Origin of the sequence: Pseudomonas coleopterorum (assembly GCF_900105555.1) — a bacterium.
Classification (GTDB): domain Bacteria; phylum Pseudomonadota; class Gammaproteobacteria; order Pseudomonadales; family Pseudomonadaceae; genus Aquipseudomonas; species Aquipseudomonas coleopterorum.
In genome coordinates this window covers 4,269,352-4,296,006 of the sequence record NZ_FNTZ01000001.1, presented here as the reverse complement: position 1 = coordinate 4,296,006, position 26,655 = coordinate 4,269,352, and the positions used below count along the sequence as shown (strand labels likewise).

Here is a 26,655-nt window from a genome sequence, read left to right as displayed (position 1 = left end):
AGGAGCGGCTAGCAGCCGCGAAGGGGCCGGCATGCCGAGCCGAGTTGAGCAGGCCCACAGCTTAGGCCCCACCGCCGCCATGGGGCAAATCCATATCAGCTGTGAGGCGCACCCACTTCGCGCATCGGCTTGCCACGCACCGGCGCATCGCCTGCCACGTAGTAGGCCGCGGTCGAGCGTGCTTCGGGCTTGCGGCCACGAATGCGGTCGGCGATCTTCTCGGCGATCATGATGGTCGGCGCGTTCAGGTTGCCGGTGGTGATGATCGGCATGATCGAGGCGTCGACCACACGCAGGCCTTGCAGGCCATGCACGCGGCCCTGACCATCGACCACGGCCATCTCATCGGTGCCCATCTTGCACGAGCACGACGGGTGATAGGCGGTTTCGGCGTGCTCGCGGATGAACTGATCCAACTGCTCGTCCGTCTGCACCTCGATGCCGGGGCTGATTTCGCGGCCGCGGTACTGGTCCAGCGCGGGTTGCTGCATGATTTCGCGGGTCAGGCGGATGCCGTCGCGGAATTCCTGCCAATCCTGCTCGCTGGCCATGTAGTTGAACAGGATGCTCGGGTAGTCGCGCGGATTCTTCGACTTGACGTTGACCCGGCCGCGGCTCGGCGAGCGCATGGAGCCGACGTGGGCCTGGAAACCATGCTCCTGAACACCCTTGGTGCCGTTGTAATTGATCGCCACCGGCAGGAAGTGGTACTGGATGTTCGGCCATTCGAACTCAGGGCGCGAACGGATGAAACCACCGGCCTCGAACTGATTGCTGGCGCCGATACCGGTGCCCAGGAACATCCATTCGGCGCCGATCTGCGGCTGGTTCCACCACTTCAGCGACGGGTACAGCGAGACCGGCTGGGTGCAGCTGTATTGCAGGTACATTTCCAGGTGGTCCTGCAGGTTCTGGCCGACGCCTGGCAGGTCGTGCACGACGTCGATGCCCAGCGGCTGCAGCACTTCGGCAGGGCCCACACCGGAGCGCTGGAGAATCTGTGGCGAGGCGATCGCACCGCCGCACAGCAGGACTTCCTTGCGGGCACGGGCCTGGATGCGCTCGTCGCTGTCACCGACCAGGTAGCTGACGCCGACCGCGCGCTTGCCTTCGAAGACGATCTTGTCGGTCAAGGCGTGGGTGACGATGGTCAGGGTGTCGCGTTGCTTGGCCTGGTCCAGATAGCCACGTGCGGTGCTGGCGCGGCGGCCTTTGGGCGTCACGGTGCGGTCCATGGGGCCGAAGCCTTCCTGCTGGTAGCCATTGAGGTCGTCGGTGCGCGGAAAGCCTGCCTGCACGCCAGCTTCGACCATGGCGGCGAACAGTGGGTTGTTGCCGGGCTTGGGCGTGGTGACGCTGACCGGACCTTCGCCACCGTGGTAATTGTTGGGGCCGATGTCACGGGTTTCGGCCTTGCGGAAATACGGCAGGCAGTCCAGGTAGCTCCAGTCTTCAAGGCCGGGCAGCTTGGCCCAGCCGTCGTAGTCCATGGCGTTGCCGCGGATGTAGCACATGCCGTTGATCAGCGAAGAGCCACCCAGGCCCTTGCCGCGGCCGCACTCCATGCGCCGGTTGTTCATGTGCGGCTCGGGCTCGGTCTCGTAGGCCCAGTTGTAGCGGCGGCCTTGCAGGGGGAAGGCGAGGGCGGCGGGCATCTGGGTACGGAAGTCCAGGCGATAGTCCGGGCCGCCGGCTTCGAGCAGCAGGACGGTGACGCCTGGATCTTCGGTCAGGCGCGTAGCCAGGGTGTTACCGGCCGAACCGGCGCCAATGATGATGTAGTCGAATTCCTGGGACATGTAGGTTCCCTCTTTGAAAAATGGCAAGGTGGGCAGGGTGTCAGGTCTGGCCTATTCGCGGGCAGAGCCCGCTCCCACAAAAAAGCCCGACACAGCTGATCCTTGTGGGAGCGGGCTCTGCCCGCGAAGAAGGCGCCGCAGTGTTGCTCAAGGCCCCTTCTTGGGCAGTGGGCTCACCGCCCGCCCCACACGGGATTCAGGCTCAGAACACCGAAACGTAATCGCCCAGTTCCACTTGTACCGATTTGATCCGGGTGTATTGCGCCAGCGAGCTGATGCCGTTTTCGCGGCCCACGCCGGATTGCTTGTAGCCACCCACCGGCATCTTCGCGTCGGATTCGCCCCAGGCGTTGATCCAGCAGATGCCTGCTTCGAGCTGATGGATCACGCGGTGCGCACGGTTCAGGTCGCGGGTGACCACGCCGGCGGCCAGGCCCATCTCGGTGGCATTGGCGCGGCGGATCACTTCGTCTTCGCTGTCGTAGCCGAGGATGCTCATCACCGGGCCGAAGATTTCTTCGCGCACGATGGTCATCTCGTCGCTGCAATCGGTGAACACGGTCGGTGCGACGAACGCGCCCTGGCCCAGCTCACCGTTGGTCAGCCGCTCGCCGCCGCACAGCAGGCGCGCGCCTTCGGCCTTGCCCTTGGCGATATGGCCCAGCACGTTTTCCATGTGGGCGAAGCTCACCAGCGGGCCGAAATTGGTGTTTTCGTCTTCAGGGTCGCCGATGCGGATGCGCTGCACGCGCTCCAGGATCTTGGCTTCGAGTTGCGCCTTGAGGGCATTGGGCACGAACACCCGAGTGCCGTTGGTGCAGACCTGACCGGAGCTGTAGAAGTTGGCCATCATGGCAATGTCGGCGGCCTTGTCGAGGTCTGCATCGTCGAAGATGATCAGCGGCGACTTGCCGCCCAGTTCCATGGTTACTTCCTTGAGCGAGGAACTCGAGGCGCTGGCCATGACTTTCTTGCCGGTGCTGACGCCGCCGGTGAACGAGACTTTCTCGATGCCAGGATGCTCGGTGAGCCAGGCGCCGACTTCGCTGCCGCTACCGGTCAGCACATTGAACACGCCAGCGGGCAGGCCGGCCTCGGTGTAGATTTCGGCCAGCTTGAGGGTGGTCAGCGAGGTGACTTCGCTGGGCTTGAAGATCATCGCGTTGCCGGCTGCCAGCGCTGGAGCGGACTTCCACAGAGCGATCTGGATCGGGTAGTTCCAGGCACCGATACCGGCGGTCACGCCCAGGGGCTCGCGGCGGGTGTAGACGAAGGAAGTGTCGCGCAGCGGGATCTGCTCGCCTTCGATGGCAGGCACCAGGCCGGCGTAGTATTCGAGCACGTCGGCGCCGGTGACGATGTCGACGTAGCGGGTTTCCGAGTAGGCCTTGCCGGTGTCCAGGGTTTCCAGCAGGGCCAGTTCGTCGTTGCGTTCACGCAGGATGTCGACGGCTTTGCGCAGCACGCGCGAGCGCTCCATGGCGGTCATCGCGGCCCAGATCTTCTGGCCCTTTTCGGCGCTGGCGACGGCTTTTTCGACGTCTTCGGCGGTGGCGCGCTGGACCTGCGCCAGCACTTCACCGGTGGCCGGGTTGACGGCATCGAAGGTGCCGCTGCCGCTGGCGTCCACGTAGCCGCCATCGATGTAGAGTTTTTGCGTTGGGAAACGGGCCATAAGATCCTCGCGGTGCAGTTAAGGTGGCAGCAGGCGAGGCGCGAAGCTTCAGCGCTGCTGTTTTGCCAGTTGCATGTCCATGTATTCGCAGGCGATGCGATGTGCCTGCGCGGTATCGAAAGCATCGCCCGACAGGGCGCCGCGCAACCACAGACCGTCGATCAGTGCAGCCAGGCCGCGTGCGGCGCTGCGCGCCTGTTCCACCGGCAATTCACGGCGGAACTGGCAACACAGGTTGGAATACAGGCGGTGGTCGTTGATCCGCTGCAACCTGTGCAAGGACGGCTGATGCATGCTGGTGGCCCAGAAGGCCAGCCAGGTCTTCATGGCCGGAGCGTTGACCTGGCTGGCGTCGAAGTTGCCTTCGATGATCACCTGCAGGTGCGCCCTGGCGCTGTCGTCGGTCAAGGCCTGTCGGCGCGTGGCGACGTTGTCGATCAGCATGTTCATCAAGTGACGCATGGTCGCTGCGATCAGGCCGTTCTTGTCCTGAAAGTAGTGACTGATGATGCCGTTCGACACACCCGCCAGGCGGGCGATCAGAGCAATGCTGGCGTCACTCATGCCGACCTGGTCGACAGCCTGGAGCGTGGCTTCGATCAACTGTTGGCGGCGGATGGGTTGCATACCGACCTTGGGCATTGCGCGAATCTCCTTGGACCTGCAGTACGGGCAGTGAGTGACAGCCGACTGAAGCCAGTCTAGTTTATTTTGATTGAACGATCAATCAATAAAAAAGGATGGGGGAATGTGTGCAGGGTTTTTAGAGGATCGGGGAGGGGAAGGCAATAAGGTTTGAGCGGGGGGGTATCAGGGAGATTGCGGTGAGGCGTTCGCGGGCAGAGACCCGCTCCCACACGGCTTCATCAACCTGTGGGAGCGGGTCTCTGCCCGCGAAAAAGACGCCGCGGTGTATCAGACCAACCGCATCAGGGCTCCTGCCAGCGAGGATCAGCCCAGGTTCTTGCCCAGCAGAGCATGGTACAGCTCGGTATCCCCCAGAATGCCCACCACCTGTTTGTCACTGTCCTGCAGGACCAGTTTGTGGCCCGTCTGATAGCGGATCTGCAAGGCGTCGCGCATGCCGATGTCGGCACTGACCAGTGTCGGCCGGCGGCCCAGTCCTTCCATCGCCTGCCCGGGCGCCCAGCCCTGCACGTCGAGCACGGTGTCGCCCTGGCGTGCGCTGGTCAGCGAATTGCCGGCGCCCAGGTTCAGCCATGAATCCACGCCCGGATCCAGGCATACCGAACCGTTGACGCGGGTGCACTTGTCCAGCGTGCGCATCAGGCTGCGCCCGCACAGCACGTTGAGTGGGTTGGTGTGGGCGACGAAGGTCCGCACGTAATCGTCGGCCGGGTTGAGGACGATTTCCTCGGGTACGCTGTACTGGACGATCCGCCCGTCTTTCATGATGGCGATGCGGCTGCCCAACTTCAGCGCTTCGTCCAGGTCATGGCTGACGAAGACGATGGTCTTGCTCAATTTGCGTTGCAGCTCCAGCAACTCGTCCTGCAGGCCTTGACGGATCAACGGGTCGAGCGCCGAAAAGGGTTCATCCATCAGCAGGATGTCGGCGTCCATCGCCAGCGCCCGGGCCAGGCCCACACGCTGCTGCATGCCGCCGGACAGCTCGTCGGGCTTCTTGTTGCGCCACTGGGTCAGGCCCACCAGTTCGAGCTTCTCGTCGACCAGCTTGCGCCGTTCCTTTTCCGGACGGCCCTGCATCTCCAGGCCGAAGCTGATGTTCTCGCGCACCGTCAGCCAGGGCATCAGGGCGAACTTCTGGAACACCATGGCGATGCGCTTGGTGCGCATCATCTTCAGTTCTGCCGGCGTGCACGAGGCGATGTCGATCTGGCGGTCTTCATGCTCGACGAACAGCTTGCCGCGGCTCACCGTGTTCAGCCCGTTGATGCAGCGCAGCAGGCTCGACTTGCCCGAACCGGACAACCCCATCAGCACGCAGATCTCGCCCTTGTTGATGTCCAGGCTGGCCTTTTCCACGCCGACGATCTGCCCGGTCTTCTTCAGGATCTCGTTGCGGGTCAGCCCTTGGTCGAGCAGTTTCAGCGCTTCGCGTGGGTCCTTGGCGAAGATCACATCGACGTTGTCGAATCGAATAATGCTCATGCATCACCCCCTATCTTGACGTCGGGTTGTTTGCAGATACGGTCGAGCATGATCGCCAGCAACACGATGGCCAGACCGGCTTCGAAGCCCAGCGCGATATCGGCGGTGTTCAGTGCGTTGACCACCGGCTTGCCCAGGCCATCGGCGCCGACCAGGGCGGCGATTACCACCATCGACAGCGACAGCATGATGCACTGGGTGATGCCGGCGGCGATGCTCGGCATGGCGTGCGGCAATTCGATGCGCGACAGCAGCTGGCGGCGCGAGCAGCCGAAGGCCTTGCCGGCGTCCATCAGTTCCTGCGGCACGTCGCGGATGCCCAGGTAGGTCAGGCGAATGGGCGCGGCGATGGCGAACACCACCGTGGAAATCAGGCCCGGTACCACGCCCAGCCCGAACAGGGTGAGCGTGGGGATCAGGTAGACGAAGGTCGGTACCGTCTGCATCAGGTCGAGGACCGGCCGCATCATGGTGTAGAACATCGGCTTGTGCGCGGCGACTATGCCCAGCGGCACGCCGATGATCACGCAGACCAGGGTGGCGAACAGCACCTGCGCCAGGGTCTCCATGGTTTCCTGCCAGTACCCCAGGTTGAGGATCAGCAGGAACGACAGCGCCACGAACAGCGTCAGGCCCCATTTGCGCTGGATGAAATGCGCCAGCGCAGCGATCAGGGCGGTCAGTACGTAGGGGTTGAACCAGGTCAGACCGGCGGTGAAACCATGAATGATCGCTTCGAGCGTGGACGCGATGGCATCGAACGTCGAAGCCCCGTGTTGGGTGAGCCAGTCGACGAAAGCCGCGATGTACTCGCCCAGGGGGATCTTGTGGTCTGTCAGCATGGTAGTGAGTGTCCGCATGCGAGGAAACGAAGGGCCGGCCGGTGAGGCCGGCAACCGCCGGCCCGCCTGCCAGCGTTATTGCGCGAGCTTGGCCTTGACGGCTTCAAGACCCGGCTTGCCATCGACGGTGGTGACGCCCGCGAGCCAGGTGTCGAGCACCTGTGGATTGTTTTTCAGCCAGGCCCGAGCAGCGACGTCGGGTTTCTGCTTGTCGTCCAGGACGTTGCCCATCAGCGTGCTTTCCATGGCCAGGCTGAACTGCAGGTTCTTCAGCAACTGGCCAACGTTGCTGCACTCCTGGGTGTAGCCCTTGCGTGTGTTGGTATAGATGGTGGCCTGGCCGAAGTTGGGGCCGAAGAAGTCATCGCCGCCGGTCAGGTACTGCAGCTTGAAGCGGGTGTTCATCGGGTGCGGTTCCCAGCCCAGGAACACCACGTCGGTGTTGCGCCGCTGGGCGCGGTCGACCTGGGACAGCATGCCGGCCTCGCTCGATTCGACCACTTTGAAACCGGCGTCCTTGAGGCCGAAGGCGTTCTTGTCGATCATGCTCTGGATCAGGCGATTGCCGTCGTTGCCCGGTTCGATGCCGTAGATCTTGCCGTCCAGCTCCTTCTTGAATTTGACGATGTCGGCGAAATCCTTCAGGCCCTTGTCGTACAGCGCCTGGGGGACGGCCAGGGTGTACTTGGCGTTTTCCAGGTTGGCCCGTACTGTTTCCACAGTGCCGGCGTCGCGGTAGGGCTTGATGTCGTTTTCCATGGTCGGCATCCAGTTGCCCAGGAAAACGTCCATGTTCTTGCCATCGGCCAGGGACTTGTAGGTCACCGGCACGGAAATCATCGTGGTCTTGGTCTTGTAGCCCAGTGACTGCAGCACCGCACTGGTGACGGCGGTGGTGACGGTGATGTCGGTCCAGCCGACATCGGAGAAATTCACAGTGGCGCATCGCGCCGGTTCCGCTGCGTGAGCCAGTACAGGCAGGCCCAGCAGGGTGGCCAGCAGAATCGATGTTGGACCTTTCATGGTGTGCTCCTGGTTTTCTCGGCGTGGGGCGCAAGGGCATGCCACGCTTGTTTGAATGCTCGATCGCCGCGTCCGCGACGGGTGCGCCGCCAAGGTGCCAGGCGATCGGGCCGTGAGTGATCATGTACCAGCGCAAATCAGCCGCCTACCGGGTGCGTCGTATCCAGTGCGGGCAGAGTCGCATCCAGTGTCGGTGACGTCGCTTACAGATTTTTTGCTGTCATCGAACGTGCTTTTCAGCGTGCTCGCTGGTTGAGACATCGCTATTTCCAGCAGGCGCAGTTAAGCATGATCACATCGCAGGCAGTCGTGGTGCGGATGTGGGAAAGCCTTGGCCGGGAAAAGGTATCTGTCAGCGTAGCAGTGCCCAGGCGCTGGCGAGCATACCCAAAACTGCAGGTACCGCGCACGCCGGGCCTGTGTCGATTTCGCGTAGTTACCAGTTGCATGCCCAAATCGAGTTCGGGGCCTGAAGTAGGTATGTCGCCTCGTAGTATCTACGTCGGGCTCGTTTTGGTCATGTGCATTCTCCAGGATGGCAACACTGAGATGATGATGGGCTCGGTGGGTCAGCGGCGGAGACGGTTGATTCGACAGTCGCATTCCGGTAACGGCATATTTGCTCGATTCGATACCCTTCGAAGGGGGGCTAAGAGTCAATTCCGTGCTAGTAATGCTTTCACTGTAGTTTCACCGTTAATCGGTAAATATTTTTCCATATGATTTTTCGGTGTCAGAGAAAGGCGAGGGTTTCATAGCGGTTGTCGGTATGTAGTGATGCGTTCAGTTTTCTATTCTTTAACGCCTGTTAAAATAATTTTATTAAATTACCTGGCGAAGATGTTTTTTCGGAGCTGATAAAGGTTTTGTCGTGTTATCAGGCAGTTGCACGAAATGCCAAAGGTTATTCGGTTTTTAATCGATTTGCGCTCGTTTTATTGAACGCTACGCTTATCTCTGCAGGTGACTACATCTCGTTAACTTATCAGCAGATGTAAGCCTGCAGCCGTACGTCAATGCCAGCGGCTACAGGTCCGAAGACGTTCAAAGGACCAATATCGAGTTTGTCTGCTTGGCCAAGCCTTACCTGTACCTATTACCAGCCACTACAAAATTTGAGGTGTAATATGAAAAATCATGGCTTAACCCGTGAAGCTGCTGTGCAGCTAGCAGGCAAGACAAATGACACCGGCCATGCCGTGTCGTTTCCCGCAACCGTACACTTGAGTTCCGACTACTTTGGCGGACAGTTGGTACTGCCCGACAGTAAGCTGAAGGTCATTGAAAGCCCGCTGAAAATGACGATATTCCACGGGGGGCAAGAAAAATTTAAGGTAGAAAGATTCGGGCTCTACTTTGATAGTCATATCGTGCCTGGGACATACCCCTTGGGCCCCAACGATTTTCCGGCTTTCATGGAAATCACAATACGTGATGATGTTGACGCTCCAGAAACGGGTTTCGTCCAGAGTGGCGATGTGATTTTGGAAGTGTTTGACCTGACCAATAGGCATGTGCAGGGTAGATTGGAAAATGTCGTGGTCGAAATCAAAATGGGGCCCAGGATAACTATCTCTTCTGGATTCTTCTCATCACCTCCTAACAAAGCTTGATTTCCGTCAGGTGAGAAGGTCTTCGAACACTGGGTGGTTCTTCCGATAAAAGCATACTGGTCAATCTGAGGGGTGCGAGGCCCGTTGGGCGCGGCCATACCCAACATTCAGGACTTTTCGCGATTGCGCCTACGGTGAGAAGTCCTGATGCCCGCGCCGTTTTCGTACACGCTTTGTAAGTCTTGCATCCTTTTTGCGCGTGTGTGCCTGCAGGTACCTCTCGCACGGCAGTACAAGCCAAGACCGCTGATTGCCCGTGCTTGCGGTGACAGTCTTCCTACAGTGCCCGTAGGTGTTGCTACGGATCTGCTCAAATTCCTCCCTGCTATACCTATAGTGCCTTCCTTTGCGCATGACACATGCCGGCGACAGTAGCCTGCAATCACCCTTAGCGACGTCGTTTTCAGGATTTATCGGGTGCGTCCTCAGTTTTTAGGCATGAGGTTTGCGTGGTGATTACAAAGCCCCTGTTAAACAGAGGGCAATAACAAGAGCCTGCCTGAGGCCACCATCCGCTTCGCGTAAGGAGATACCGCAATGACATCCTTCACCACCGGCGCTCAGCCGCAGACTCGCAGTCCTCAGTCCATCGGCTTCCTGTTGCTCGACAACTTCACCCTCATCTCCCTGGCCTCGGCAGTCGAACCGCTGCGCATGGCCAACCAGTTGTCCGGGCGCGAGCTGTATCGATGGACCACCCTGAGCGCGGACGGTGGCCAGGTATGGGCCAGCGATGGTCTGCAGATCACTCCGGATTCGGCCATGCACAAGGCCGCGCCGATGGACACGGTGATCGTCTGTGGCGGTGTCGGTATCCAGCGAGCGGTGGGTCGCGACCACGTCAGCTGGCTGCAGAGCCAGGCACGGCAGTCCAAGCGCCTGGGTGCGGTCTGTACCGGCAGTTGGGCGCTGGCCTGCGCCGGTCTGCTCGATGGTTTCGAGTGCAGCGTGCACTGGGAATGCCTGGCCTCGATGCAAGAGGCCTTTCCCCGCGTGGCCATGAGCACGCGCCTGTTTACCCTGGACCGCAATCGTTTCACCAGTTCGGGCGGCACGGCGCCGCTGGACATGATGCTGCACCTGATCAGCCGCGATCACGGCCGCGAGTTGTCCGCAGCGATTTCCGAGATGTTCGTCTACGAGCGCATTCGCAACGAACAGGATCACCAGCGGGTGCCGCTCAAGCACATGCTGGGCACCAACCAGCCCAAGCTGCAGGAGATCGTCGCGTTGATGGAGGCGAACCTGGAAGAGCCGATCGACCTGGACGAGTTGGCGGTGTATGTGGCGGTGTCGCGACGCCAGCTGGAGCGGCTGTTCCAGAAGTACCTGCATTGTTCGCCGTCGCGCTACTACCTCAAGTTGCGCCTGATTCGCGCCCGACAGTTGCTCAAGCAGACGCCCATGTCGATCATCGAGGTGGCGTCGGTGTGCGGCTTTGTGTCCACGCCGCATTTCTCCAAGTGCTATCGCGAGTATTTCGGCATTCCGCCGCGTGACGAACGCGTCGGCTCCAATACCACCCAGCAGGTGGCGATGCTGCCCATCCCGCAAGCCATGGTCCTGGCCGGACCGTTGTCGGCGTTGAGCCAGGCGCGCAACGAATCGACCTTTGCCAGTGTGAGGATCTGATACCGCGGCGCGCTCTTCGCGGGCAGAGCCCCGCTCCCACAGGGTTTACATCACACAGAGCTTGCATCACATCTGTGGGAGCGGGCTCTGCCCGCGAAGAGCGCGCCGCGATAGGTCAGACTACCCGCCACGCTCCCACAATGGGCTCAGCTGGGGCCGGATTGAAATTCAGGCCCGCTTCGAATGCTGGGCCAATGCCGGCAGCAAGGTCCGGTCGATCGCCTGGCGGACCGCCGGCAGGATGGTCGCGCTGCCCGTCAGCATCTGTTCCACCATCTTGCGCAGGGCCTGGGCACGGCCGCTGTCCAGGCCGCGCACTGCGCATTCACAGGCCTGCTCGGCCGTGGCGCCTGCGGGCATCTCGAAACCCAGTGCGCGCAGCTGGCCCAGCAGGTCCTCCTGATCAATCAAGTCCGCATGCATCATGATGCTGATCCTTTTTATGGGTGGCGTGACGTTGTCCGGATTCTGGTAGCCGCGCACGCGCTGGGCAAGAGGCGGTGGTCAGCATGGCCGGATTGCACACGAACAGGTCGTTTTTCGCCGTGTTCGCAGCGGCTGTAAGCCAGCCATGTAGCAACCGGGTATGGCACCTGGCGGGGCGGGCCTGAATACCCTTGCCGTTCACTTTCAATGGACGGCAATGGAAATGCTCGACTTTCTCTCCTTTCAAGGCGTCGGCCCCTCTCCAGCCCTGGGCCCGATCGGACTGGCGCCACGCCTCAACTTCATCACCGGCGACAACGGCCTGGGCAAGAGCTTCGTGCTCGATACGGCATGGTGGGTGCTGACCCGCACCTGGGCCGCAGGCAAGCCGATCAAGGCGCGCCAGTCGTCGGCGCTGCCGGTCATCGATTATCGTTTCACCGGCGCGGACCGCAGCCCCGGGCAATGGGCCTGGCAGCGAGACCGCTGGACACCAGTAGGCGACGCCACGCCGAACCGTTCGCTGGTGGTGTATGCCCATGCCAATGGCACCTTCAGTGCCTGGGATCCGGTGCGCAACGCGGGTGAGCTGGCGGCCTATCACTTCGATGAAACCCAGCTGTGGCACGGTACGTCGATGGCGGGGCAGGGGCGCCTGTGCAACGGCTTGATCAACGACTGGGTACGCTGGCAGCGAACCCACGGCTGCAAGGCGTTCGCTGCCCTGAAGCAGGTCCTGCGCGCATTGTCGCCGTCGCGCGAGGAGTTGCTGCTGCCCGGCCGGCCGTGCCACATCGGCCTGCTCGATGAGATCGAATACCCGACCCTGCAGCGGCCCCAGGGACAAGTGCCCTTGCCCGAAACCTCCAGTGCGATTCGCCGCGTGGTGGCCCTGGCCTACATGCTGGTCTGGACTTGGGAAGGGCACCGTCGAGCTTGCCGCCTGGCCGGTGTACGGCCGAGCGATGAGTTGGTGTTTCTGGTGGATGAAGTCGAGTGCCATCTGCATGCTCAGTGGCAGCGTCGCATCGTGCCTGCGCTGATGGACGTGGTCGGCGCGCTGACTCGCCAGCGCCTGGCAGTGCAGATGATCGTGGCCACCCATTCGCCGCTGGTGCTGGCTTCCATGGAGGCACAGTTCGTCGAGGCGCGCGATGCGCTGTTTACCCTGAGCGTGGAGGAAGGCCAGGTGCAGCTGCACCAGCAAATCTGGGCGGCTCAGGGCGATGCGGTGAACTGGCTGGTGTCCCAGAGCTTCGGTCTGCGCCAGGCGCGCTCGGTGGAAGCGGAAGCCGCGATCGGCGCCGCCGAGGCCTGGATGCGCGGCGAGCGATCGGACCTGCCGGAGGGGCTGGACAGCGAGGACGCAATCCAGTCGCAGTTGTTGCTAACCTTGCCCGCCGGGGATCATTTCTGGCCGGCGTGGGTCGTCGCCAAAAGAGGCCTGCCGGCATGATCGAGCTCGTTCATCCACTGCCCGAGCCCCACGGCTTCGACGAGCGCTGCCGCCAGCGCGGTAATGCCTGGTTGCAGGATAATCCCGACGTTGGCAGGCCGCGGGACTACTGGTCGCCGTTTCGTCCGCAGCTGGGCGAAGGCTTTGCCAACCGCTGTGCCTTCGGCGCGATGTACATTCCCAGCGGCACCGTGGAGCATTTCATCAGCTGTGACGAAGACCGCGGCATGGCCTACGAGTGGAGCAACTACCGCTATGTCGATGCCTGGATGAACAGTGCCAAGGGCAGCAAGAAAGCCGAGGACTTTCTCGATCCGTTCGAGGTGCGCGAGGGCTGGTTCGAGGTGTTGCTGCCGTCGCTGCAACTGGTGCTGACCGACAAGGTGCCCGAAGCGGTCCGGGCGCGGGCCGAGTACACCCTCAAGCACCTGCCACTACGCGACGACGAGCGCGTGATGCGCGTGCGACGGCAGTGGTTGCGCTTGTATGAGGAGGGCAAGATCGGGCTCGAAGGGCTGCGCGAGATGGCGCCGCTGATTGCCGGGGCGGTGGAGCGGCGGGATGGTTGATTGAACTGGAAGGGCAGTGTTGGCCTCTTCCCGGGCAGAGGGCTTGCCGCCCGCCCCGCTCCCACAAGAGGGTACTCGCCTTGGAAGGCAAGGTTGTCTTGTGGGAGCGGGACTCTGCCCGCGAAGGGCGCGACACGGTATTCAGCCAGGCAACGCAATCCGTCGTCCGGCATACTCGGCTGCAGGCTGATGCCGCTGCGCCTCGAAAGCCTCGCCCAGCACCGCCAGCGAAGCCTCCCCGAACACCGCCGACCTCGGCCCCTGCAGATCCACATGCAAGAGCATCTGCTCGCTGGCTGCCAGTACCTCGTCTGCGCCTTGCAAGTGCAGCGTGTGGTACACCTGCACCCGCTTGCGGTCATGGGCCAGCACCCGCGTGCGCACCTGCACCTCGGCCCCCCGTTTCACCTCGTGCAGATAGTTGAGGTGACATTCCAGGGTGAACAGCGAGTGCTGGTCACGCTGCGGATCGACGCCGATGCGGGCCATGAATGCGTCGGTGGCGTAGCTGAAGATCAACAGGTAGAACGCATCGCGCAGATGGCCGTTGTAGTCCACCCACTCCGCGAGCACGGGCGTCTGGTAGGTGATCATTCGGCGAAACTCATGCCGTGACGGGCCTTGGTCATCCGTACCGCGTCCAGCACTGCCAGCAGGCAATCGTCGCGGTAACGCTCCAGGGCGCCGATACTGTGTTCCCCCAGTTGCGCCGAGGTCCCGGCGACGACATCGTCGATCAGCGTGTCGGTCAGCTCCGGCGCGGGCAGGTAGGTCCAGGGCAGCTTCAGGGCTGGGCCGAACTGGTTCATGAAGTGCCGCATGCCGGCGTCGCCGCCCGCCAGGGTGTAGGTCAGAAAGGTGCCGATGAACGACCAGCGCAAGCCGGCGCCGAAACGAATGGCGTCGTCGATCTCGCCGGTGGTGGCCACGCCGTCGTTGACCAGGTGCAAGGCTTCGCGCCACAGCGCTTCGAGCAGGCGGTCGGCGATGAAGCCGGGCACTTCCTTGCGCACGTGCAGCGGGCGCATACCCAGGCTTTCGTAAACGCTGATGGCCGCCTGGACTGCCTCGGGTGCGGTGTGTCGGCCGCCGACCACCTCCACCAACGGCAGCAGGTAGACCGGGTTGAACGGGTGCCCGACCACGCAGCGTTCCGGGTGTGTGGCGCCCTCGTAGAATTCGCTGGGCAGCAGGCCTGAGGTGCTGGAGCCGATCAAGGCGTCAGGCTTGGCGGCGGCGCTGATGCGGGCGTGCAGTTCCAGCTTCAGTTCCAGCCGCTCCGGCGCGCTTTCCTGGATGAAGTCGGCGTCGCGCACGCAGTCCTCGATGGTGGCCACGAAGCGCAGCCGCGATTGCGCCGCACCCGCTGCCAGACCTTGCTTGACCAGGGCAGGCCAGGCATTGGCAATGCGCTGGCGCAAGGCAGCTTCGGCGCCGGGCGCCGGGTCCCAGGCGACGACGTCCAGGCCATGGGCGAGGGCGCGGGCAACCCAGCCGCTGCCAATGACTCCGCTGCCCAAGGCGGCGAAGGTGTTGATGTGGGTGATGTAGGTCATTGGTTGTTCCTGGAGAAGTGTGTGGGGTGAGGCCCTCTTCGCGGGCAGAGGGCTCGCGCCCGCACGAACCGTGTGGGAGCGGGTCTCTGCCCGCGAAGAGGCCTTTGAGGGCACAAAAAAATCACCGCCGAACGAGGTTCATCTTTTGCCGCCCCTCGGCCGGCGTCAGCACCCGTGCCCCCAGCCGGGTCAGAATCTCGCCGGCCCGTTCCACCAGTTGACCGTTGGTGGCCAGCACGCCTTTCTCCAGCCAGATGTTGTCCTCCAGCCCGACCCGCACGTTGCCGCCGAGCAGCACGGCCTGCGCGGCCATGGGCATCTGCATGCGGCCAATGCCGAAGCCGGCCCACACCGCCTCCGCCGGCAGGTTGTCGACCATGGCCTTCATGGTGGTGGTATCGGCCGGCGCGCCCCAGGGGATGCCCAGGCACAGCTGGAACAGCGGCTCGTGCAGCAGCCCTTCCTTGATCATCTGCTTGGCGAACCACAGGTGGCCGGTGTCGAAGATTTCCAGCTCCGCCTTCACCCCCAGCTCGGTAATGCGCCGGGCGCCTGCACGTAGTTGCTCGGGAGTGGATACGTAGATGCTGTTGCCGTCACCGAAATTCAGGGTGCCGCAGTCCAGGGTGCAGATCTCCGGCAGCAGCGCTTCGACATGGGCCAGGCGTGCCAGAGGACCGATCAGGTCGGTGCCAGCACCGAAGGCCATCGGCGTTTCTCCGGGGCCGATTTCCAGGTCGCCGCCCATGCCGGCGGTGAGGTTGACGATGATGTCGATGTCGGCTTCGCGGATGCGCTCCATCACTTCCCGGTACAGCGCCACGTCGCGGCTGAAGCGGCCGGTCTGTGGGTCGCGTACGTGGCAGTGCACCACGGTGGCCCCGGCCTTGGCGGCTTCCACGGCCGCAGCGGCGATCTGCTTCGGCGTAACAGGAACGTGAGGGCTTTTGGCGGTGGTATCGCCGGCACCGGTCAAGGCGCAGGTGATGATGACGTCGTGATTCATTGCAGGGATCCTTATGGGTCTGAGCTGTGTGGCTGGTGCTGCGCGGTCTTGTCCATCTACGGTGGTGAACCCTTCGCGGGTAGAACCCGCTCCCACAGGTGCGGCGCGGTCCTCCGTCTACGGTGGTGAACCGTTCGCGGGTAGAACCCGCTCCCACAGGTGCGGCGTGGTCCTCCGTCTACGGTGGTGAACCCTTCGCGGGTAGAACCCGCTCCCACAGGTGCGGCGCGGTCTTCCGTCTACGGTGGTCAACCGTTCGCGGGCAGAACCCGCTCCCAGAGGCGCCGCTGTTACAGGGATTGCTCAGGAGGCGGGTTTGCCGTCGAAGGTGGTCACGCCCCGCAGCCAGCGCTGACGGTCTTGCGGGTGGTCCTTGAGCCATTGTCGGGCCGAGTCGAAGGCGTCCTTGTGCTCCAGCAACGGTTGCATCATTCGGCTCTCGTCTGCGGCCGTGAAGGTCAGGTTGCTCAGCAGCTTGTCCGCGTTCGGGCAGCGGCTGGCGTAGTCCGGCGCGGTCACCGTCCACACCGTGGCCATGCCTTCGTTCGGGCCCAGGGCGTCTTCGCTGCCGGTCAGGTAGGTCATGTCCTGGTTGACGTTCATCGGGTGCGGCGCCCAGCCGAAGAACACGATGGCCTCGTTGCGCTTCACCGCGCGAGTCACCGCCGACAGCATCCCGGCCTCGCTGGACTCCACCAGTTGAAAGTCGCCCAGGCCGAAGCGGTTCCTGGCGATCATGTCCTTGATCTGGGTATTGGCGCCGGACCCCGGCTCGATGCCGTAGATCTTGCCGCCCAGATCCTTCTTGAATCTGGCGATGTCGGCGAAGCTTTTCAGGCCCTTGTCGGCCAGGTAGGTCGGTACGGCCAGGGTGGCGCGGGCGTCCTTGAGGCTCGGTTGGTCGAGCACGCGCACCTGCTTCTGCTCCACGAAGGGGGTGATGGTCTGGGTCATCAGCGGGTTCCAGTAGCCCAGGAACATGTCCAGGCGCTGGTCGCGAATCCCGGCGAAGATGATCTGCTGCGAAGCGCTGGTCTGTTTGACGTTGTAGCCCAGGTCTTCAAGCAGCACTTGAGTCATGGCGCTGGTGGCGATCACATCGGTCCAGTTGACCACGCCCAGGCGCACGTTCTTGCAGCTGGCCGGTTCCGCAGCGCTGGCGGTGCCGGTCAACAGCGCGGTACCGGTAAGCATCAGCAGGCAGCAGCTGATCAGTCTGTTCATGATGGCTCCCTCAAGCGGCAGTTCGAATTGTTATGGGGGCGGTGTCTACGCACCGTTTGCATAAGGTACGCAGCCTGCTGCGGGAAAAATCGCACTGCGGCGACCGGCGCTTGCACAGTGGCGACGTGCTGGGTATTAGTGGTGTTTCACAAAGCCCTCTTCGCGGGCAGAGGGCTCGCCGCCCGCCCCGCGCCCACAGGATCGCGCCGCAGAAATCACCGAGCACGCCATGGCCCAAGACTTCCACTTTCTGCTGCTGCCCGGTTTCTCCGCACTCGGCTTCATCTCGGCGATCGAGCCGCTGCGGGTGGCGAACCGCTTTCGTGGCGAGCTGTATCGCTGGCAGGTGGTCAGCCTGGATGGCGGCGCGGTGCTGGCCAGCAACGGCATGTCGGTGAATGCCGACAGCGCGCTCGGGTCGCTGGCCAAAGGCGCGACATTGCTGGTGGTGGCCGGCTTCGAGCCGTTGGCGACCTTCGATGTGGCATTGCGCGACTGGCTGCGCCGTCTGGATCGCGAAGGGGTGACCCTGGGCGGCATCGACACCGGCAGCTTTGTCCTGGCCGAAGCGGGCCTGCTCGAGCGCCACCGGGTCGCGTTGCACTGGGAGGCTCTGGATGCCTTCCGCGAGTCCTATCCGGCGCTGAGCGCCAGCCAGGAACTGTTCGAAACCGACAGCGCGCGCATCACCTGCGCCGGTGGTACCGCCTGCATCGATCTGATGCTCGATCTGATCGGCCAGGCCCACGGCAGCGAGCTGGCGATCCAGGTGTCGGAGCAATTCGTGGTCGGCCGCATCCGGCCGCGCAAGGACCATCAGCGCATGCAGATCGCCTCGCGCTACGGCATCGACAACAGGAAGCTGGTGCAAGTGATCGGCGAGATGGAACAGCACACCGAGCCACCGTTGAGCACGCTGCAACTGGCCGAGCTGGCCAAGGTCACGCGACGCCAGTTGGAGCGCTTGTTCCGGCTGCACTTGAACGACACGCCAAGCAACTTCTACCTGCGCCTGCGTCTGGAGAAAGCCCGGCAACTGCTGCGCCAGACGCCGATGAGTGTACTGGAGGTGAGCATCGCCTGCGGTTTCGATTCACCGTCGTATTTCACCCGCAGCTATCGGGCGCGCTTTGCCCGCTGTCCGCGGGAGGATCGGCGCCAGTAAAGCCAATGCATATGTACCGTTCCTGCACGCCATGCGGCCGCTAACCTGCGCGCTCATTCATTGATAAAGGAATCATCGAAATGGGCAAGCACGTCATTGCATCGAGCCTGGTTACCGCAGCGCTTCTGACCTTGGCCGGGCCGGCATCGGCCGCCTGGTACGACTGTCGCGTCATCGACAATCAAGCGACCGACGCCTGGGACAACACGCTGGTGGACCTGCCTGTGGAGGCCGACAACCTGGCGGATGCCGAGGGCAAGACCCGCGCCTTCATGGCGCAGGACCCTGGCAATCCCACCGACATCAGCCTGAATTGCCGGGTAAACGAGGAGGAGTGAAGGGTGGCTGATGCTCCCTTGATCACTGGCGCTTGATCACCGGGCCTTGAGCAATACTGCGCAGGCGGCCTTGTAGGCCTCGTGCTGGTACTTGTTCAAGGTACCCGGCAGCTCGGCCAGCTTCTTGGCCTGGGCGCTGATGGTCTGCGGCGATACCAGCACCGCCTCGCAGCCTTCGAGCAGCTGCAGCACGCCTTCGATCTTGAAGGTGGTCGGCCCGCCGGCGAACTCGCCTTTCTTGCCGCGCTTCTTGACGGCGAGCATCTTCAACCCGTTATCGCGGACGAAAGCGGCTACCTGTCCCTGGAACTGCCGCACGTTCGCGGCGATGTCATCGTCTTCCAGGGCAATCTTCTTCAGGGAGGTGGGCAGATGCGCCAACGCGGCATCACCGTATTCCACCACCGCGAAGATCGCTTCGCTGCCCTTGATCTCGACCCCGGCTATTTTCACGCTCACTCCAGGCCCACCGATTGCAGGAACTCGGAACGTTCGTCGCTCTTCTGCGCGCGGCAGTCGTTCTGGGCAATTTCATAGGCCTTGGTGCCTTTGCCGGCATTGACCGTGTACACGTCGCAATCGGCATCACGCGACTTGGTCCACAGGTCCTGAGCCGCCTTGAGCTTGTCGGTGAACGCCTTGAGTTCGGGCGAGCCTTTGGGGAACTGGGAATTGATACGGTCGAGCAGGTCGGTGTACGACTCGCTCATTTCTGTTTCCGACGTCTTGCGGTTGTAGGCCGAGCAATCGTAGCTCTGCTGATCGGTCTCCACGTTGTCGCACGGGGTGGGGCCATCGGACTCTTCGGCCTGGGCGGCGAAGGACAGCAGGGCAAGCATCAGCAGCGTGAATCTCATGAGGATCTACCTAACCCGTTGAACAGTGATGATTACCGGTGATTCTGTCTCAGGGGCGGGGTAAAGCATAGGGGCAGAGCGATGGCAGGCAGCATTTTTCATGGAGTGGCCGGACGCGGTTCCGTTTTGCGTCGGGCGTTGACGCTTTCGGCAATTCCCCTGTCGTTTTTGCATCCGGTCGCCGTGTCGCGCAGGCATATGCTGGCCCCATGAAGCGCCGGCATACGATTCGGCGCCTGACTTGCCTGATGGGGACCGCCTGATGAGCCCAGCCGAATTGCACGCCGACAGCATCGTTATCGACGGGCTGATCATTGCCAAATGGAACCGCGAGCTGTTCGAGGACATGCGCAAGGGCGGTCTGACCATGGCCAACTGCACGGTGTCGGTGTGGGAAGGCTTCCAGGCCACCGTCGACAGCATCTGCAAGAGCCAGAAGCTGATGCGCGAGAACAGCGACCTGGTGATGCCCGTGCGCACCACCGCCGACATTCGCAAGGCCAAGGAAATCGGCAAGACCGGCATCCTTTTCGGCTTTCAGAACGCCCATGCCTACGAGGACCAGATCGGCTACGTGGAAGTGTTCAAGCAGCTGGGCGTGGGCATCGTGCAGATGTGCTACAACACCCAGAACCTGGTCGGGACCGGCTGCTACGAGCGCGATGGCGGGCTGTCCGGGTTCGGCCGCGAAATCGTCGCCGAGATGAACCGTGTGGGGGTGATGTGCGACCTGTCCCACGTTGGCTCGAAAACCAGTGAAGAAGTCATTCTCGAATCCAAGAAGCCGGTGTGCTACTCCCACTGCCTGCCTTCGGGCCTCAAGGAGCACCCGCGCAACAAGTCCGATGAAGAGCTGAAGTTCATCGCCGACCATGGCGGCTTCGTCGGCGTGACCATGTTCGCGCCGTTCCTGGCCAAGGGCATCGATTCGACCATCGACGACTACGCCGAAGCCATCGAATACACCATGAACATCGTCGGCGAAGACGCCATCGGCATCGGTACCGACTTCACCCAGGGCCATGGCCAGGACTTCTTCGAATACCTGACCCACGACAAGGGCTACGCCCGCCGCCTGACCAGCTTCGGCAAGATCATCAACCCGCTGGGCATCCGCACCGTGGGCGAATTCCCCAACCTCACCGAAACCCTGCTCAAGCGCGGCCACAGCGAACGCGTGGTGCGCAAGATCATGGGCGAGAACTGGGTCAACGTCCTCAAGGACGTCTGGGGCGAATAACGCCCGACCTGACACGCCGCATTTCTTATTCCAGCCGCTCACCCCTGTGGGAGCGGGCTCTGCCCGCGAACGCCGCAACCCGGTGTTTGCTCGTGGCAGCCAACTACTGATTCCGGAGTTCAAGCACATGGCCAAGATCGCCCCGCAACTGCCCATCGAAGTCGATAGCGAAACCGGCGTCTGGACTTCCGACGCCCTGCCGATGCTGTACGTACCACGCCACTTCTTCGTCAACAACCACATGGGCATCGAGGAAGTGCTGGGCGCCGACGCCTATGCGGAGATCCTCTACAAGGCCGGCTACAAATCCGCCTGGCACTGGTGCGAGAAAGAAGCCGAATGCCATGGCCTGGAAGGCGTCGCGGTGTTCGAGCACTACATGAAGCGTCTGTCGCAGCGCGGCTGGGGGCTGTTCAAGATCCAGGACATCGATCTGGATAAAGGCACCTGCAGCGTCAAGCTGGAACACTCCTGCTTCGTCTACGTGTACGGCAAGGTCGGGCGCAAGGTCGACTACATGTTCACCGGCTGGTTCGCCGGGGCCATGGACCAGATTCTCGCCGCCCGCGGCAGCAGCATTCGTACCGTCGCCGAGCAAGTCTACGGCGGCTCCGAAGAAGGTCACGAAGATGGCCTCTTCACCGTGAAACCGTTGTAAGTCGAGGAAGACGCCGCCATGGCTTTCGAAGCGATGTTCCAGCCGATCCAGATCGGCAAGCTGACGATCCGCAACCGCGTGCTCAGCACCGCGCACGCCGAGGTCTACGCCACCGATGGCGGCATGACCACCGATCGTTACGTCAAATACTACGAAGAGAAAGCAAAAGGCGGGATAGGCCTGGCCATCTGCGGCGGCTCCTCCAGCGTGGCCATCGACAGCCCTCAGGGCTGGTGGAAATCGGTGAACCTGGCCACCGACAAGATCATTCCGCACTTCCAGAACCTGGCCGATGCCATGCACAAGCATGGCGCCAAGATCATGATCCAGATCACCCACATGGGCCGTCGTTCGCGCTGGGACGGCGAGCACTGGCCGACGCTGATGTCGCCTTCGGGCATTCGCGAGCCGGTGCACCGCGCCACCTGCAAGACCATTGAGCCCGAAGAGATCTGGCGGGTGATCGGCAACTACGCCAGTGCCGCGGCGCGGGCCAAGGCCGGTGGCCTGGACGGCGTGGAGCTGTCGGCGGTGCACCAGCACATGATCGACCAGTTCTGGAGCCCACGGGTCAACAAGCGTACCGACGAGTGGGGCGGCAGCTTCGAAAACCGCATGCGCTTCGGCATCGAGGTGATCAAGGCCGTGCGCAAGGAAGTCGGCGACGACTTCTGCGTGGGCCTGCGCATCTGCGGCGACGAGTTCCATCCCGACGGTCTCAGCCACGAGGACATGAAGGAAATCGCCAAGTACTACAGCGACACCGGCATGCTCGATTTCCTCGGCGTGGTGGGCTCGGGTTGCGACACCCACAACACCCTGGCCAACGTCATTCCCAACATGAGTTATCCGCCGGAGCCGTTCCTGCACCTGGCGGCCGGCATCAAGGAAGTGGTGAACATCCCGGTGCTGCACGCGCAGAACATCAAGGACCCGAATCAGGCCACGCGCATTCTGGAAGGCGGCTACGTGGACATGGTCGGCATGACCCGCGCGCACATCGCCGACCCGCACCTGATCGCCAAGATCAAGATGGGCCAGGTCGATCAGATCAAGCAGTGCGTGGGCGCCAACTACTGCATCGACCGGCAGTATCAAGGCCTGGACGTACTGTGCATTCAGAACGCCGCCACGTCGCGGGAATACATGGGCGTGCCGCACATCATCGAGAAGTCCACCGGCGTCAAGCGCAAGGTGGTGATCGTCGGTGCCGGTCCGGCCGGCATGGAAGCGGCACGGGTGTCGGCCGAACGCGGCCACGACGTGACCCTGTTCGAGAAGAAGGAATTCATCGGCGGTCAGATCACCACGGCCTCCAAGGCGCCGCAGCGTGACCAGATCGCTGGCATCACCCGCTGGTTCCAGTTGGAGCTGGCACGCTTGAAAGTCGATCTGCGCCTGGGCACTGCCGCCGATGCCGACACCATCATGGACCTGCGCCCGGACATCGTCGTGCTGGCCGTGGGCGGTCATCCGTTTCTGGAGCAGGGCGAGCACTGGGGCGCCGCCGAGGGTCTGGTGGTCAGCAGCTGGGACGTGCTCGACGGCAAGGTCGCGCCGGGCAAGAACGTCCTGGTGTACGACACCATCTGCGAGTTCACCGGCATGTCGGTGGCCGACTTCCTGGCCGACAAGGGCAGCCAGGTCGAGATCGTCACCGACGACATCAAGCCGGGCGTGGCCATCGGCGGTACGTCGTTCCCTACCTACTACCGCAGCATGTACCCCAAGGAGGTGATCATGACCGGCGACCTCATGCTGGAAAAGGTCTACCGCGAAGGCGACAAGCTGGTGGCGGTGCTGGAGAACGAATACACCGGCGCCAAGGAAGAACGGGTGGTCGATCAGGTGGTGGTGGAGAACGGCGTGCGGCCCGACGAGAGGCTCTATTACGAACTCAAGCAGGGTTCGCGCAACAAGGGCCAGATGGACATCGATGCCCTGTTCGCGATTCAGCCGCAGCCGTCGTTGAGTACCACGGGCGACGACTATCTGCTGTTTCGCATCGGCGACTGCGTGGCCCAGCGCAACACCCACGCCGCGATCTACGACGCGCTGCGCCTGTGCAAGGATTTTTGACGCCGTCCCGGTGCACTGTGATCTCTGTGGGAGCGGGCTTTGCCCGCGAATTGGACCCCCGCGGTGCCTCTTTCGCGGGCAGACCGGAACGCCGGCCGACCCGCTCTCACAGAGCCCGCTCCCACAGAGTCCGCGTCGGCTTCCCGTTATTGGGACCTATTGGTCCGCAGGGGCTTCACCATGCTCAATACACTGCTTCCCATCCTGCTGTTCGCCGCCCTGGCCCTGGCTGTCCTGGGCGCGGTGCGGCGAATCAATATGTGGCGCCGCGGCCGGCCTTCACAGGTCGATCTGCTGGGCGGCCTGCTGGCCATGCCCAAGCGCTACATGGTCGACTTGCACCATGTGGTCGCCCGCGACAAATACATCGCCAATACCCACGTGGCCACGGCCGGTGGCGCGGTGTTGGCGGCGGTGCTGGCGGTGTTGGTGCACGGCTTCGGCCTGCACAACCGTATTCTTGGCTACGCGCTGCTGTTGGCCACGGCGCTGATGTTCGTCGGGGCCTGCTTCGTCTACGCCCGCCGCCTCAACCCGCCCGCGCGCTTGTCCAAGGGCCCGTGGATGCGCCTGCCGAAAAGCCTGCTGATGTTCTCGGCGACCTTCTTCATCGCTACCTTGCCGGTGGCCGGTATCCTGCCGATGAACTTCGGCGGCTGGGTGCTGGCCGTGGTACTGGGCATCGGCGTGGCCTGGGGCGTATCCGAGTTGTTTCTCGGGCTGACCTGGGGCGGCCCGATGAAGCACGCCTTCGCCGGCGCCTTGCACCTGGCCTGGCACCGCCGCGCCGAGCGCTTCGGCGGCGGTCGCTCGACCGGCCTGAAGCCGCTGGATCTGAATGACCCCACGGCACCGCTGGGTGTGGAAAAGCCCAAGGACTTCACCTGGAACCAGTTGCTGGGCTTCGATGCCTGCGTGCAGTGCGGTAAGTGCGAGGCCGCCTGCCCGGCGTTCGCCGCTGGCCAGCCGCTGAACCCCAAGAAGCTCATTCAGGACATGGTCGTGGGCCTGGCCGGTGGCACCGATGCCAGGTTCGCTGGCAGCCCGTACCCTGGCAAGGCCATCGGCGAGCACGGCGGCAATCCCCATCAGCCGATCGTCAACGGGCTGGTCGATGCCGACACGCTGTGGTCGTGCACCACCTGCCGCGCCTGTGTGGAAGAGTGCCCGATGATGATCGAGCACGTCGACGCCATCGTCGACATGCGCCGCCACCTGACGCTGGAAAAAGGCGCCACCCCCAACAAGGGCGCCGAAGTGCTGGACAACCTGATCGCCACCGACAACCCCGGCGGCTTCAACCCCGGCGGCCGCATGAACTGGGCCGCAGACCTGAATCTGCAGCTGTTCGGCGACAAGAAAAACGCCGATGTGCTGTTCTGGGTTGGCGACGGCGCTTTCGACATGCGCAACCAGCGCACCCTGCGCGCCTTCGTCAAGGTGCTGAAAGCCGCCAAGGTCGATTTCGCCGTGCTGGGTCTCGAAGAACGCGACAGCGGCGACGTGGCCCGGCGACTAGGCGACGAGGCGACCTTCCAGCTGCTGGCCAAGCGCAATATCGGCACCTTGGGCAAGTACAGCTTCAAGCGCATCGTCACCTGCGATCCGCACAGCTTTCATGTCTTGAAGAACGAATACGGTGCCTTGGGCGGTCACTACGAAGTACTGCACCACAGCACCTTCATGGCTGAACTGGTCACTGCGGGCAAGCTCAAGCTCGGCCAACACAAGGGGGGTAGCGTCACCTACCACGACCCGTGCTACCTGGGCCGCTACAACGGCGAGTACCAGGCGCCACGCGACGTGCTCAAGGCCTTGGGCATCGAGGTCAGGGAAATGCAGCGCTCGGGCTTCCGTTCCCGTTGCTGCGGTGGTGGCGGCGGCGCGCCGATCACCGACATTCCCGGCAAGCAGCGGATTCCTGATATGCGCATGGAAGACATTCGCGAGACTCAGGCCGAACTGGTCGCCGTCGGCTGCCCGCAATGCACGGCCATGCTCGAAGGCGTGGTCGAACCGCGGCCCTTGATCAAGGACATCGCCGAACTAGTGGCCGAGGCATTGCAGGAAGAGCCTGTCGCGCCAGTAAAGCCGGTTCCGGTCAAACGTGAAGTCGCCGCGGAGGTGAACTGATGAGCGACATTATTCGCCGCGATCCGCGGGCCGAGTGGATCGCCCGCAACCGGCTGCACCCGTTGCACAGTGCCATGCAGCCACAGGCCAGTGCGTGGATGGGACCCAACGGGGTGATGCGCAAGAACCCCCATGGCATCGGTTTCCTCGGTCCCAACGGCGTCAAGCGAATCGATCGCAGCGGTGCTCAACAGGGCGGTGGCAGCAAGCGTTCGGCGACGACGACCGTGCAACTGCCGCTGCATCAAGTAGCGGCGCCAGCGTTCTATGTTGCAGTGGTACCGGACATGGTCGGTGGCCGCCTGAGCAGTCACGATCGCGATCTGCTGGGCCTGGCGCATCGACTCGCCGCAGAGGGCGGTGCGGTACTGGCCATCGTTTTCGGCGAGCACAAGGAAACTTCCTTCGACACAGCCGGCGTGGATCGTTTGCTGGTGCTCGATGGCAACGAATTCGAAGGCTATGCACCCGAGCAGCGCATTCAGGGCCTGCAGGCTGTGGATAACCAGTTCGCCCCGCGGCACTGGCTGCTGCCGGACAGCCGCACTGGCGGTGGCGAACTGGGACGGCGTTTTGCCGCTCGTCTGGGTGAGCGCCCCGCGACACGGGTATGGCAGGTCAAGGATGGCCAGTGCGTCAGCCGTGCCGGTGCCGGCCAGCAGGACATTGCCCGGCCGCTGCCGCGCTTGATGCTGGCGGCCGCCGAATGCGCCGAACCGGTGGATGAAACCCGTCACGAAATGCTGCCGGTGGCGTTGTCCACCGCCGTGGCGCGCAGCCTGCCGCGCATCGAGGACCTGGGTGCCGTGGCGGTCGACCCTGCGGCCATCCCGATGGCCGAATCCGAATTCATCTTCTCCGGCGGCAACGGGGTGAAGGATTGGGAATTGTTCCACCGCACCGCCCAGGCGCTGGGCGCGACCGAAGGGGCTTCGCGGGTAGCGGTGGACGATGGCTTCATGCTTCGCGACCGGCAGGTGGGCGCCAGTGGTACCTGGGTGACCGCACGGGTCTATGTGGCCGTGGGTATCTCCGGTGCGATCCAGCATTTGCAGGGCATCGGCGGCTGCGACAAGGTCATTGCCATCAACCTGGATCCCGGCTGCGACATGATCAAGCGCGCGGACCTGTCGGTGATCGGCGACAGCCAGGCGATCATGCTGGCCTTGATCGACGCCATCCAGGCCTACCGCAACCCGGCCAAACGCGACGCTGCCTGAGGCACGACTCG

Annotated in this window: 24 protein-coding genes; 11 read left to right on the top strand and 13 right to left on the bottom strand. The window is 62.9% G+C overall.

The features are described from left to right. Positions 1–95 precede the first annotated feature (95 nt). The 6 genes from betA to BLV18_RS19300 form a co-directional block, all read right to left on the bottom strand. On the bottom strand, positions 96–1,799 hold the full coding sequence (gene betA / locus BLV18_RS19325) for a choline dehydrogenase (RefSeq protein WP_090361004.1): 1,704 nt from the start codon (positions 1,797–1,799) through the stop codon (positions 96–98). Positions 1,800–2,001: 202 nt separating this feature from the next. After that, positions 2,002–3,474, bottom strand: coding sequence for a betaine-aldehyde dehydrogenase (gene betB / locus BLV18_RS19320; protein WP_090361001.1), 1,473 nt, complete (start codon positions 3,472–3,474; stop codon positions 2,002–2,004). Positions 3,475–3,522: 48 nt separating this feature from the next. Next, entirely contained in the window at positions 3,523–4,116 is a 594-nt protein-coding gene (gene betI / locus BLV18_RS19315) for a transcriptional regulator BetI (RefSeq protein ID WP_043192360.1), read from the bottom strand. A 309-nt stretch (positions 4,117–4,425) separates the two neighbouring features. Then, on the bottom strand, positions 4,426–5,607 hold the full coding sequence (gene choV, locus BLV18_RS19310; RefSeq protein ID WP_056844666.1) for a choline ABC transporter ATP-binding protein: 1,182 nt from the start codon (positions 5,605–5,607) through the stop codon (positions 4,426–4,428). Beyond that, on the bottom strand, positions 5,604–6,449 hold the full coding sequence (choW, locus tag BLV18_RS19305; protein WP_043192362.1) for a choline ABC transporter permease subunit: 846 nt from the start codon (positions 6,447–6,449) through the stop codon (positions 5,604–5,606). The genes choV and choW overlap by 4 nt, the downstream gene beginning before the upstream one ends. A 75-nt stretch (positions 6,450–6,524) precedes the next feature. Then, positions 6,525–7,472: a choline ABC transporter substrate-binding protein gene (locus tag BLV18_RS19300; RefSeq protein ID WP_090360999.1), complete on the bottom strand. Its 948-nt coding sequence runs from the start codon at positions 7,470–7,472 to the stop codon at positions 6,525–6,527. 1,127 nt (positions 7,473–8,599) lie between these two features. Between BLV18_RS19300 and BLV18_RS19295 the strand changes: the two genes are divergently transcribed. Continuing rightward, on the top strand, positions 8,600–9,085 hold the full coding sequence (locus BLV18_RS19295; protein WP_090360997.1) for a hypothetical protein: 486 nt from the start codon (positions 8,600–8,602) through the stop codon (positions 9,083–9,085). 537 nt (positions 9,086–9,622) lie between these two features. Continuing rightward, positions 9,623–10,717 (top strand): choline metabolism transcriptional regulator GbdR, encoded by a 1,095-nt coding sequence (gene gbdR / locus BLV18_RS19290; protein ID WP_049861400.1) that lies wholly within the window; start codon positions 9,623–9,625, stop codon positions 10,715–10,717. Between the two features lie 168 nt (positions 10,718–10,885). Here the strand turns inward: gbdR and BLV18_RS19285 are convergent, their stop codons facing one another. Then, positions 10,886–11,143: a hypothetical protein gene (locus BLV18_RS19285; protein WP_056844664.1), complete on the bottom strand. Its 258-nt coding sequence runs from the start codon at positions 11,141–11,143 to the stop codon at positions 10,886–10,888. A gap of 217 nt (positions 11,144–11,360) precedes the next feature. Between BLV18_RS19285 and BLV18_RS19280 the strand changes: the two genes are divergently transcribed. Together BLV18_RS19280 and BLV18_RS19275 are read left to right on the top strand one after the other, a co-directional pair. Further along, complete coding sequence (locus BLV18_RS19280) at positions 11,361–12,599, top strand: AAA family ATPase (protein ID WP_244156901.1); 1,239 nt, start codon at positions 11,361–11,363, stop codon at positions 12,597–12,599. Then, a complete protein-coding gene (locus BLV18_RS19275; protein WP_090360995.1) occupies positions 12,596–13,168 on the top strand; it encodes a hypothetical protein in 573 nt (190 codons plus the stop codon). The genes BLV18_RS19280 and BLV18_RS19275 overlap by 4 nt, the downstream gene beginning before the upstream one ends. Before the next feature lie 141 nt (positions 13,169–13,309). On the opposite strand, the gene BLV18_RS19270 is transcribed toward BLV18_RS19275, so the two are convergent. The 4 genes from BLV18_RS19270 to choX form a co-directional block, all read right to left on the bottom strand. Beyond that, positions 13,310–13,762 (bottom strand): thioesterase family protein, encoded by a 453-nt coding sequence (locus BLV18_RS19270; RefSeq protein ID WP_090360993.1) that lies wholly within the window; start codon positions 13,760–13,762, stop codon positions 13,310–13,312. Further along, the gene (locus BLV18_RS19265; protein WP_090360990.1) at positions 13,759–14,724 is read right to left on the bottom strand and encodes an L-carnitine dehydrogenase; all 966 of its coding nucleotides are present in this window, start codon (positions 14,722–14,724) and stop codon (positions 13,759–13,761) included. The genes BLV18_RS19270 and BLV18_RS19265 overlap by 4 nt, the downstream gene beginning before the upstream one ends. A gap of 121 nt (positions 14,725–14,845) precedes the next feature. Further along, positions 14,846–15,730 (bottom strand): 3-dehydrocarnitine:acetyl-CoA trimethylamine transferase CdhC, encoded by an 885-nt coding sequence (gene cdhC / locus BLV18_RS19260; RefSeq protein ID WP_090360987.1) that lies wholly within the window; start codon positions 15,728–15,730, stop codon positions 14,846–14,848. 303 nt (positions 15,731–16,033) lie between these two features. Further along, positions 16,034–16,954 (bottom strand): choline ABC transporter substrate-binding protein, encoded by a 921-nt coding sequence (choX, locus tag BLV18_RS19255; RefSeq protein ID WP_090360984.1) that lies wholly within the window; start codon positions 16,952–16,954, stop codon positions 16,034–16,036. 229 nt (positions 16,955–17,183) lie between these two features. On the opposite strand from choX, the gene BLV18_RS19250 reads away from it, so the two are divergent. After that, on the top strand, positions 17,184–18,119 hold the full coding sequence (locus BLV18_RS19250; protein WP_090360981.1) for a GlxA family transcriptional regulator: 936 nt from the start codon (positions 17,184–17,186) through the stop codon (positions 18,117–18,119). Positions 18,120–18,199: 80 nt separating this feature from the next. Next, positions 18,200–18,457: a hypothetical protein gene (locus BLV18_RS19245; RefSeq protein ID WP_090360978.1), complete on the top strand. Its 258-nt coding sequence runs from the start codon at positions 18,200–18,202 to the stop codon at positions 18,455–18,457. A gap of 36 nt (positions 18,458–18,493) precedes the next feature. Here the strand turns inward: BLV18_RS19245 and BLV18_RS19240 are convergent, their stop codons facing one another. Both BLV18_RS19240 and BLV18_RS19235 read right to left on the bottom strand, forming a co-directional pair. Further along, on the bottom strand, positions 18,494–18,910 hold the full coding sequence (locus BLV18_RS19240) for a DUF3010 family protein (RefSeq protein WP_056844656.1): 417 nt from the start codon (positions 18,908–18,910) through the stop codon (positions 18,494–18,496). A gap of 2 nt (positions 18,911–18,912) precedes the next feature. Beyond that, complete coding sequence (locus tag BLV18_RS19235; RefSeq protein ID WP_090360975.1) at positions 18,913–19,314, bottom strand: lysozyme inhibitor LprI family protein; 402 nt, start codon at positions 19,312–19,314, stop codon at positions 18,913–18,915. Between the two features lie 262 nt (positions 19,315–19,576). Here BLV18_RS19235 and BLV18_RS19230 point away from each other — a divergent pair, with 262 nt between their 5' ends. The 5 genes from BLV18_RS19230 to etfA all read left to right on the top strand — a co-directional run bounded on the left by BLV18_RS19230 (position 19,577) and on the right by etfA (position 26,644). Next, positions 19,577–20,554: a dipeptidase gene (locus BLV18_RS19230; RefSeq protein ID WP_049861388.1), complete on the top strand. Its 978-nt coding sequence runs from the start codon at positions 19,577–19,579 to the stop codon at positions 20,552–20,554. 127 nt (positions 20,555–20,681) lie between these two features. Further along, the gene (locus BLV18_RS19225; RefSeq protein ID WP_049861387.1) at positions 20,682–21,212 is read left to right on the top strand and encodes a DUF5943 domain-containing protein; all 531 of its coding nucleotides are present in this window, start codon (positions 20,682–20,684) and stop codon (positions 21,210–21,212) included. 18 nt (positions 21,213–21,230) lie between these two features. Next, positions 21,231–23,291, top strand: coding sequence for a dimethylglycine demethylation protein DgcA (gene dgcA, locus BLV18_RS19220; RefSeq protein ID WP_090360972.1), 2,061 nt, complete (start codon positions 21,231–21,233; stop codon positions 23,289–23,291). Between the two features lie 180 nt (positions 23,292–23,471). Continuing rightward, positions 23,472–25,424, top strand: coding sequence for a dimethylglycine demethylation protein DgcB (gene dgcB, locus BLV18_RS19215; RefSeq protein WP_090360969.1), 1,953 nt, complete (start codon positions 23,472–23,474; stop codon positions 25,422–25,424). Further along, positions 25,424–26,644 (top strand): electron transfer flavoprotein subunit alpha, encoded by a 1,221-nt coding sequence (gene etfA / locus BLV18_RS19210; protein WP_090360965.1) that lies wholly within the window; start codon positions 25,424–25,426, stop codon positions 26,642–26,644. Before dgcB ends, etfA begins: the two co-directional genes overlap by 1 nt. Positions 26,645–26,655 lie beyond the last annotated feature (11 nt).

Coding starts and splice junctions, on each gene's coding strand:
- betA (WP_090361004.1), bottom strand. CDS start 1,799: ATGTCCCAGGAATTCGACTACATCATCATTGGCGCCGGTTCGGCCGGT.
- betB (WP_090361001.1), bottom strand. CDS start 3,474: ATGGCCCGTTTCCCAACGCAAAAACTCTACATCGATGGCGGCTACGTG.
- betI (WP_043192360.1), bottom strand. CDS start 4,116: ATGCCCAAGGTCGGTATGCAACCCATCCGCCGCCAACAGTTGATCGAA.
- choV (WP_056844666.1), bottom strand. CDS start 5,607: ATGAGCATTATTCGATTCGACAACGTCGATGTGATCTTCGCCAAGGAC.
- choW (WP_043192362.1), bottom strand. CDS start 6,449: ATGCTGACAGACCACAAGATCCCCCTGGGCGAGTACATCGCGGCTTTC.
- BLV18_RS19300 (WP_090360999.1), bottom strand. CDS start 7,472: ATGAAAGGTCCAACATCGATTCTGCTGGCCACCCTGCTGGGCCTGCCT.
- BLV18_RS19295 (WP_090360997.1), top strand. CDS start 8,600: ATGAAAAATCATGGCTTAACCCGTGAAGCTGCTGTGCAGCTAGCAGGC.
- gbdR (WP_049861400.1), top strand. CDS start 9,623: ATGACATCCTTCACCACCGGCGCTCAGCCGCAGACTCGCAGTCCTCAG.
- BLV18_RS19285 (WP_056844664.1), bottom strand. CDS start 11,143: ATGATGCATGCGGACTTGATTGATCAGGAGGACCTGCTGGGCCAGCTG.
- BLV18_RS19280 (WP_244156901.1), top strand. CDS start 11,361: ATGGAAATGCTCGACTTTCTCTCCTTTCAAGGCGTCGGCCCCTCTCCA.
- BLV18_RS19275 (WP_090360995.1), top strand. CDS start 12,596: ATGATCGAGCTCGTTCATCCACTGCCCGAGCCCCACGGCTTCGACGAG.
- BLV18_RS19270 (WP_090360993.1), bottom strand. CDS start 13,762: ATGATCACCTACCAGACGCCCGTGCTCGCGGAGTGGGTGGACTACAAC.
- BLV18_RS19265 (WP_090360990.1), bottom strand. CDS start 14,724: ATGACCTACATCACCCACATCAACACCTTCGCCGCCTTGGGCAGCGGA.
- cdhC (WP_090360987.1), bottom strand. CDS start 15,730: ATGAATCACGACGTCATCATCACCTGCGCCTTGACCGGTGCCGGCGAT.
- choX (WP_090360984.1), bottom strand. CDS start 16,954: ATGAACAGACTGATCAGCTGCTGCCTGCTGATGCTTACCGGTACCGCG.
- BLV18_RS19250 (WP_090360981.1), top strand. CDS start 17,184: ATGGCCCAAGACTTCCACTTTCTGCTGCTGCCCGGTTTCTCCGCACTC.
- BLV18_RS19245 (WP_090360978.1), top strand. CDS start 18,200: ATGGGCAAGCACGTCATTGCATCGAGCCTGGTTACCGCAGCGCTTCTG.
- BLV18_RS19235 (WP_090360975.1), bottom strand. CDS start 19,314: ATGAGATTCACGCTGCTGATGCTTGCCCTGCTGTCCTTCGCCGCCCAG.
- BLV18_RS19230 (WP_049861388.1), top strand. CDS start 19,577: ATGAGCCCAGCCGAATTGCACGCCGACAGCATCGTTATCGACGGGCTG.
- BLV18_RS19225 (WP_049861387.1), top strand. CDS start 20,682: ATGGCCAAGATCGCCCCGCAACTGCCCATCGAAGTCGATAGCGAAACC.
- dgcA (WP_090360972.1), top strand. CDS start 21,231: ATGGCTTTCGAAGCGATGTTCCAGCCGATCCAGATCGGCAAGCTGACG.
- dgcB (WP_090360969.1), top strand. CDS start 23,472: ATGCTCAATACACTGCTTCCCATCCTGCTGTTCGCCGCCCTGGCCCTG.
- etfA (WP_090360965.1), top strand. CDS start 25,424: ATGAGCGACATTATTCGCCGCGATCCGCGGGCCGAGTGGATCGCCCGC.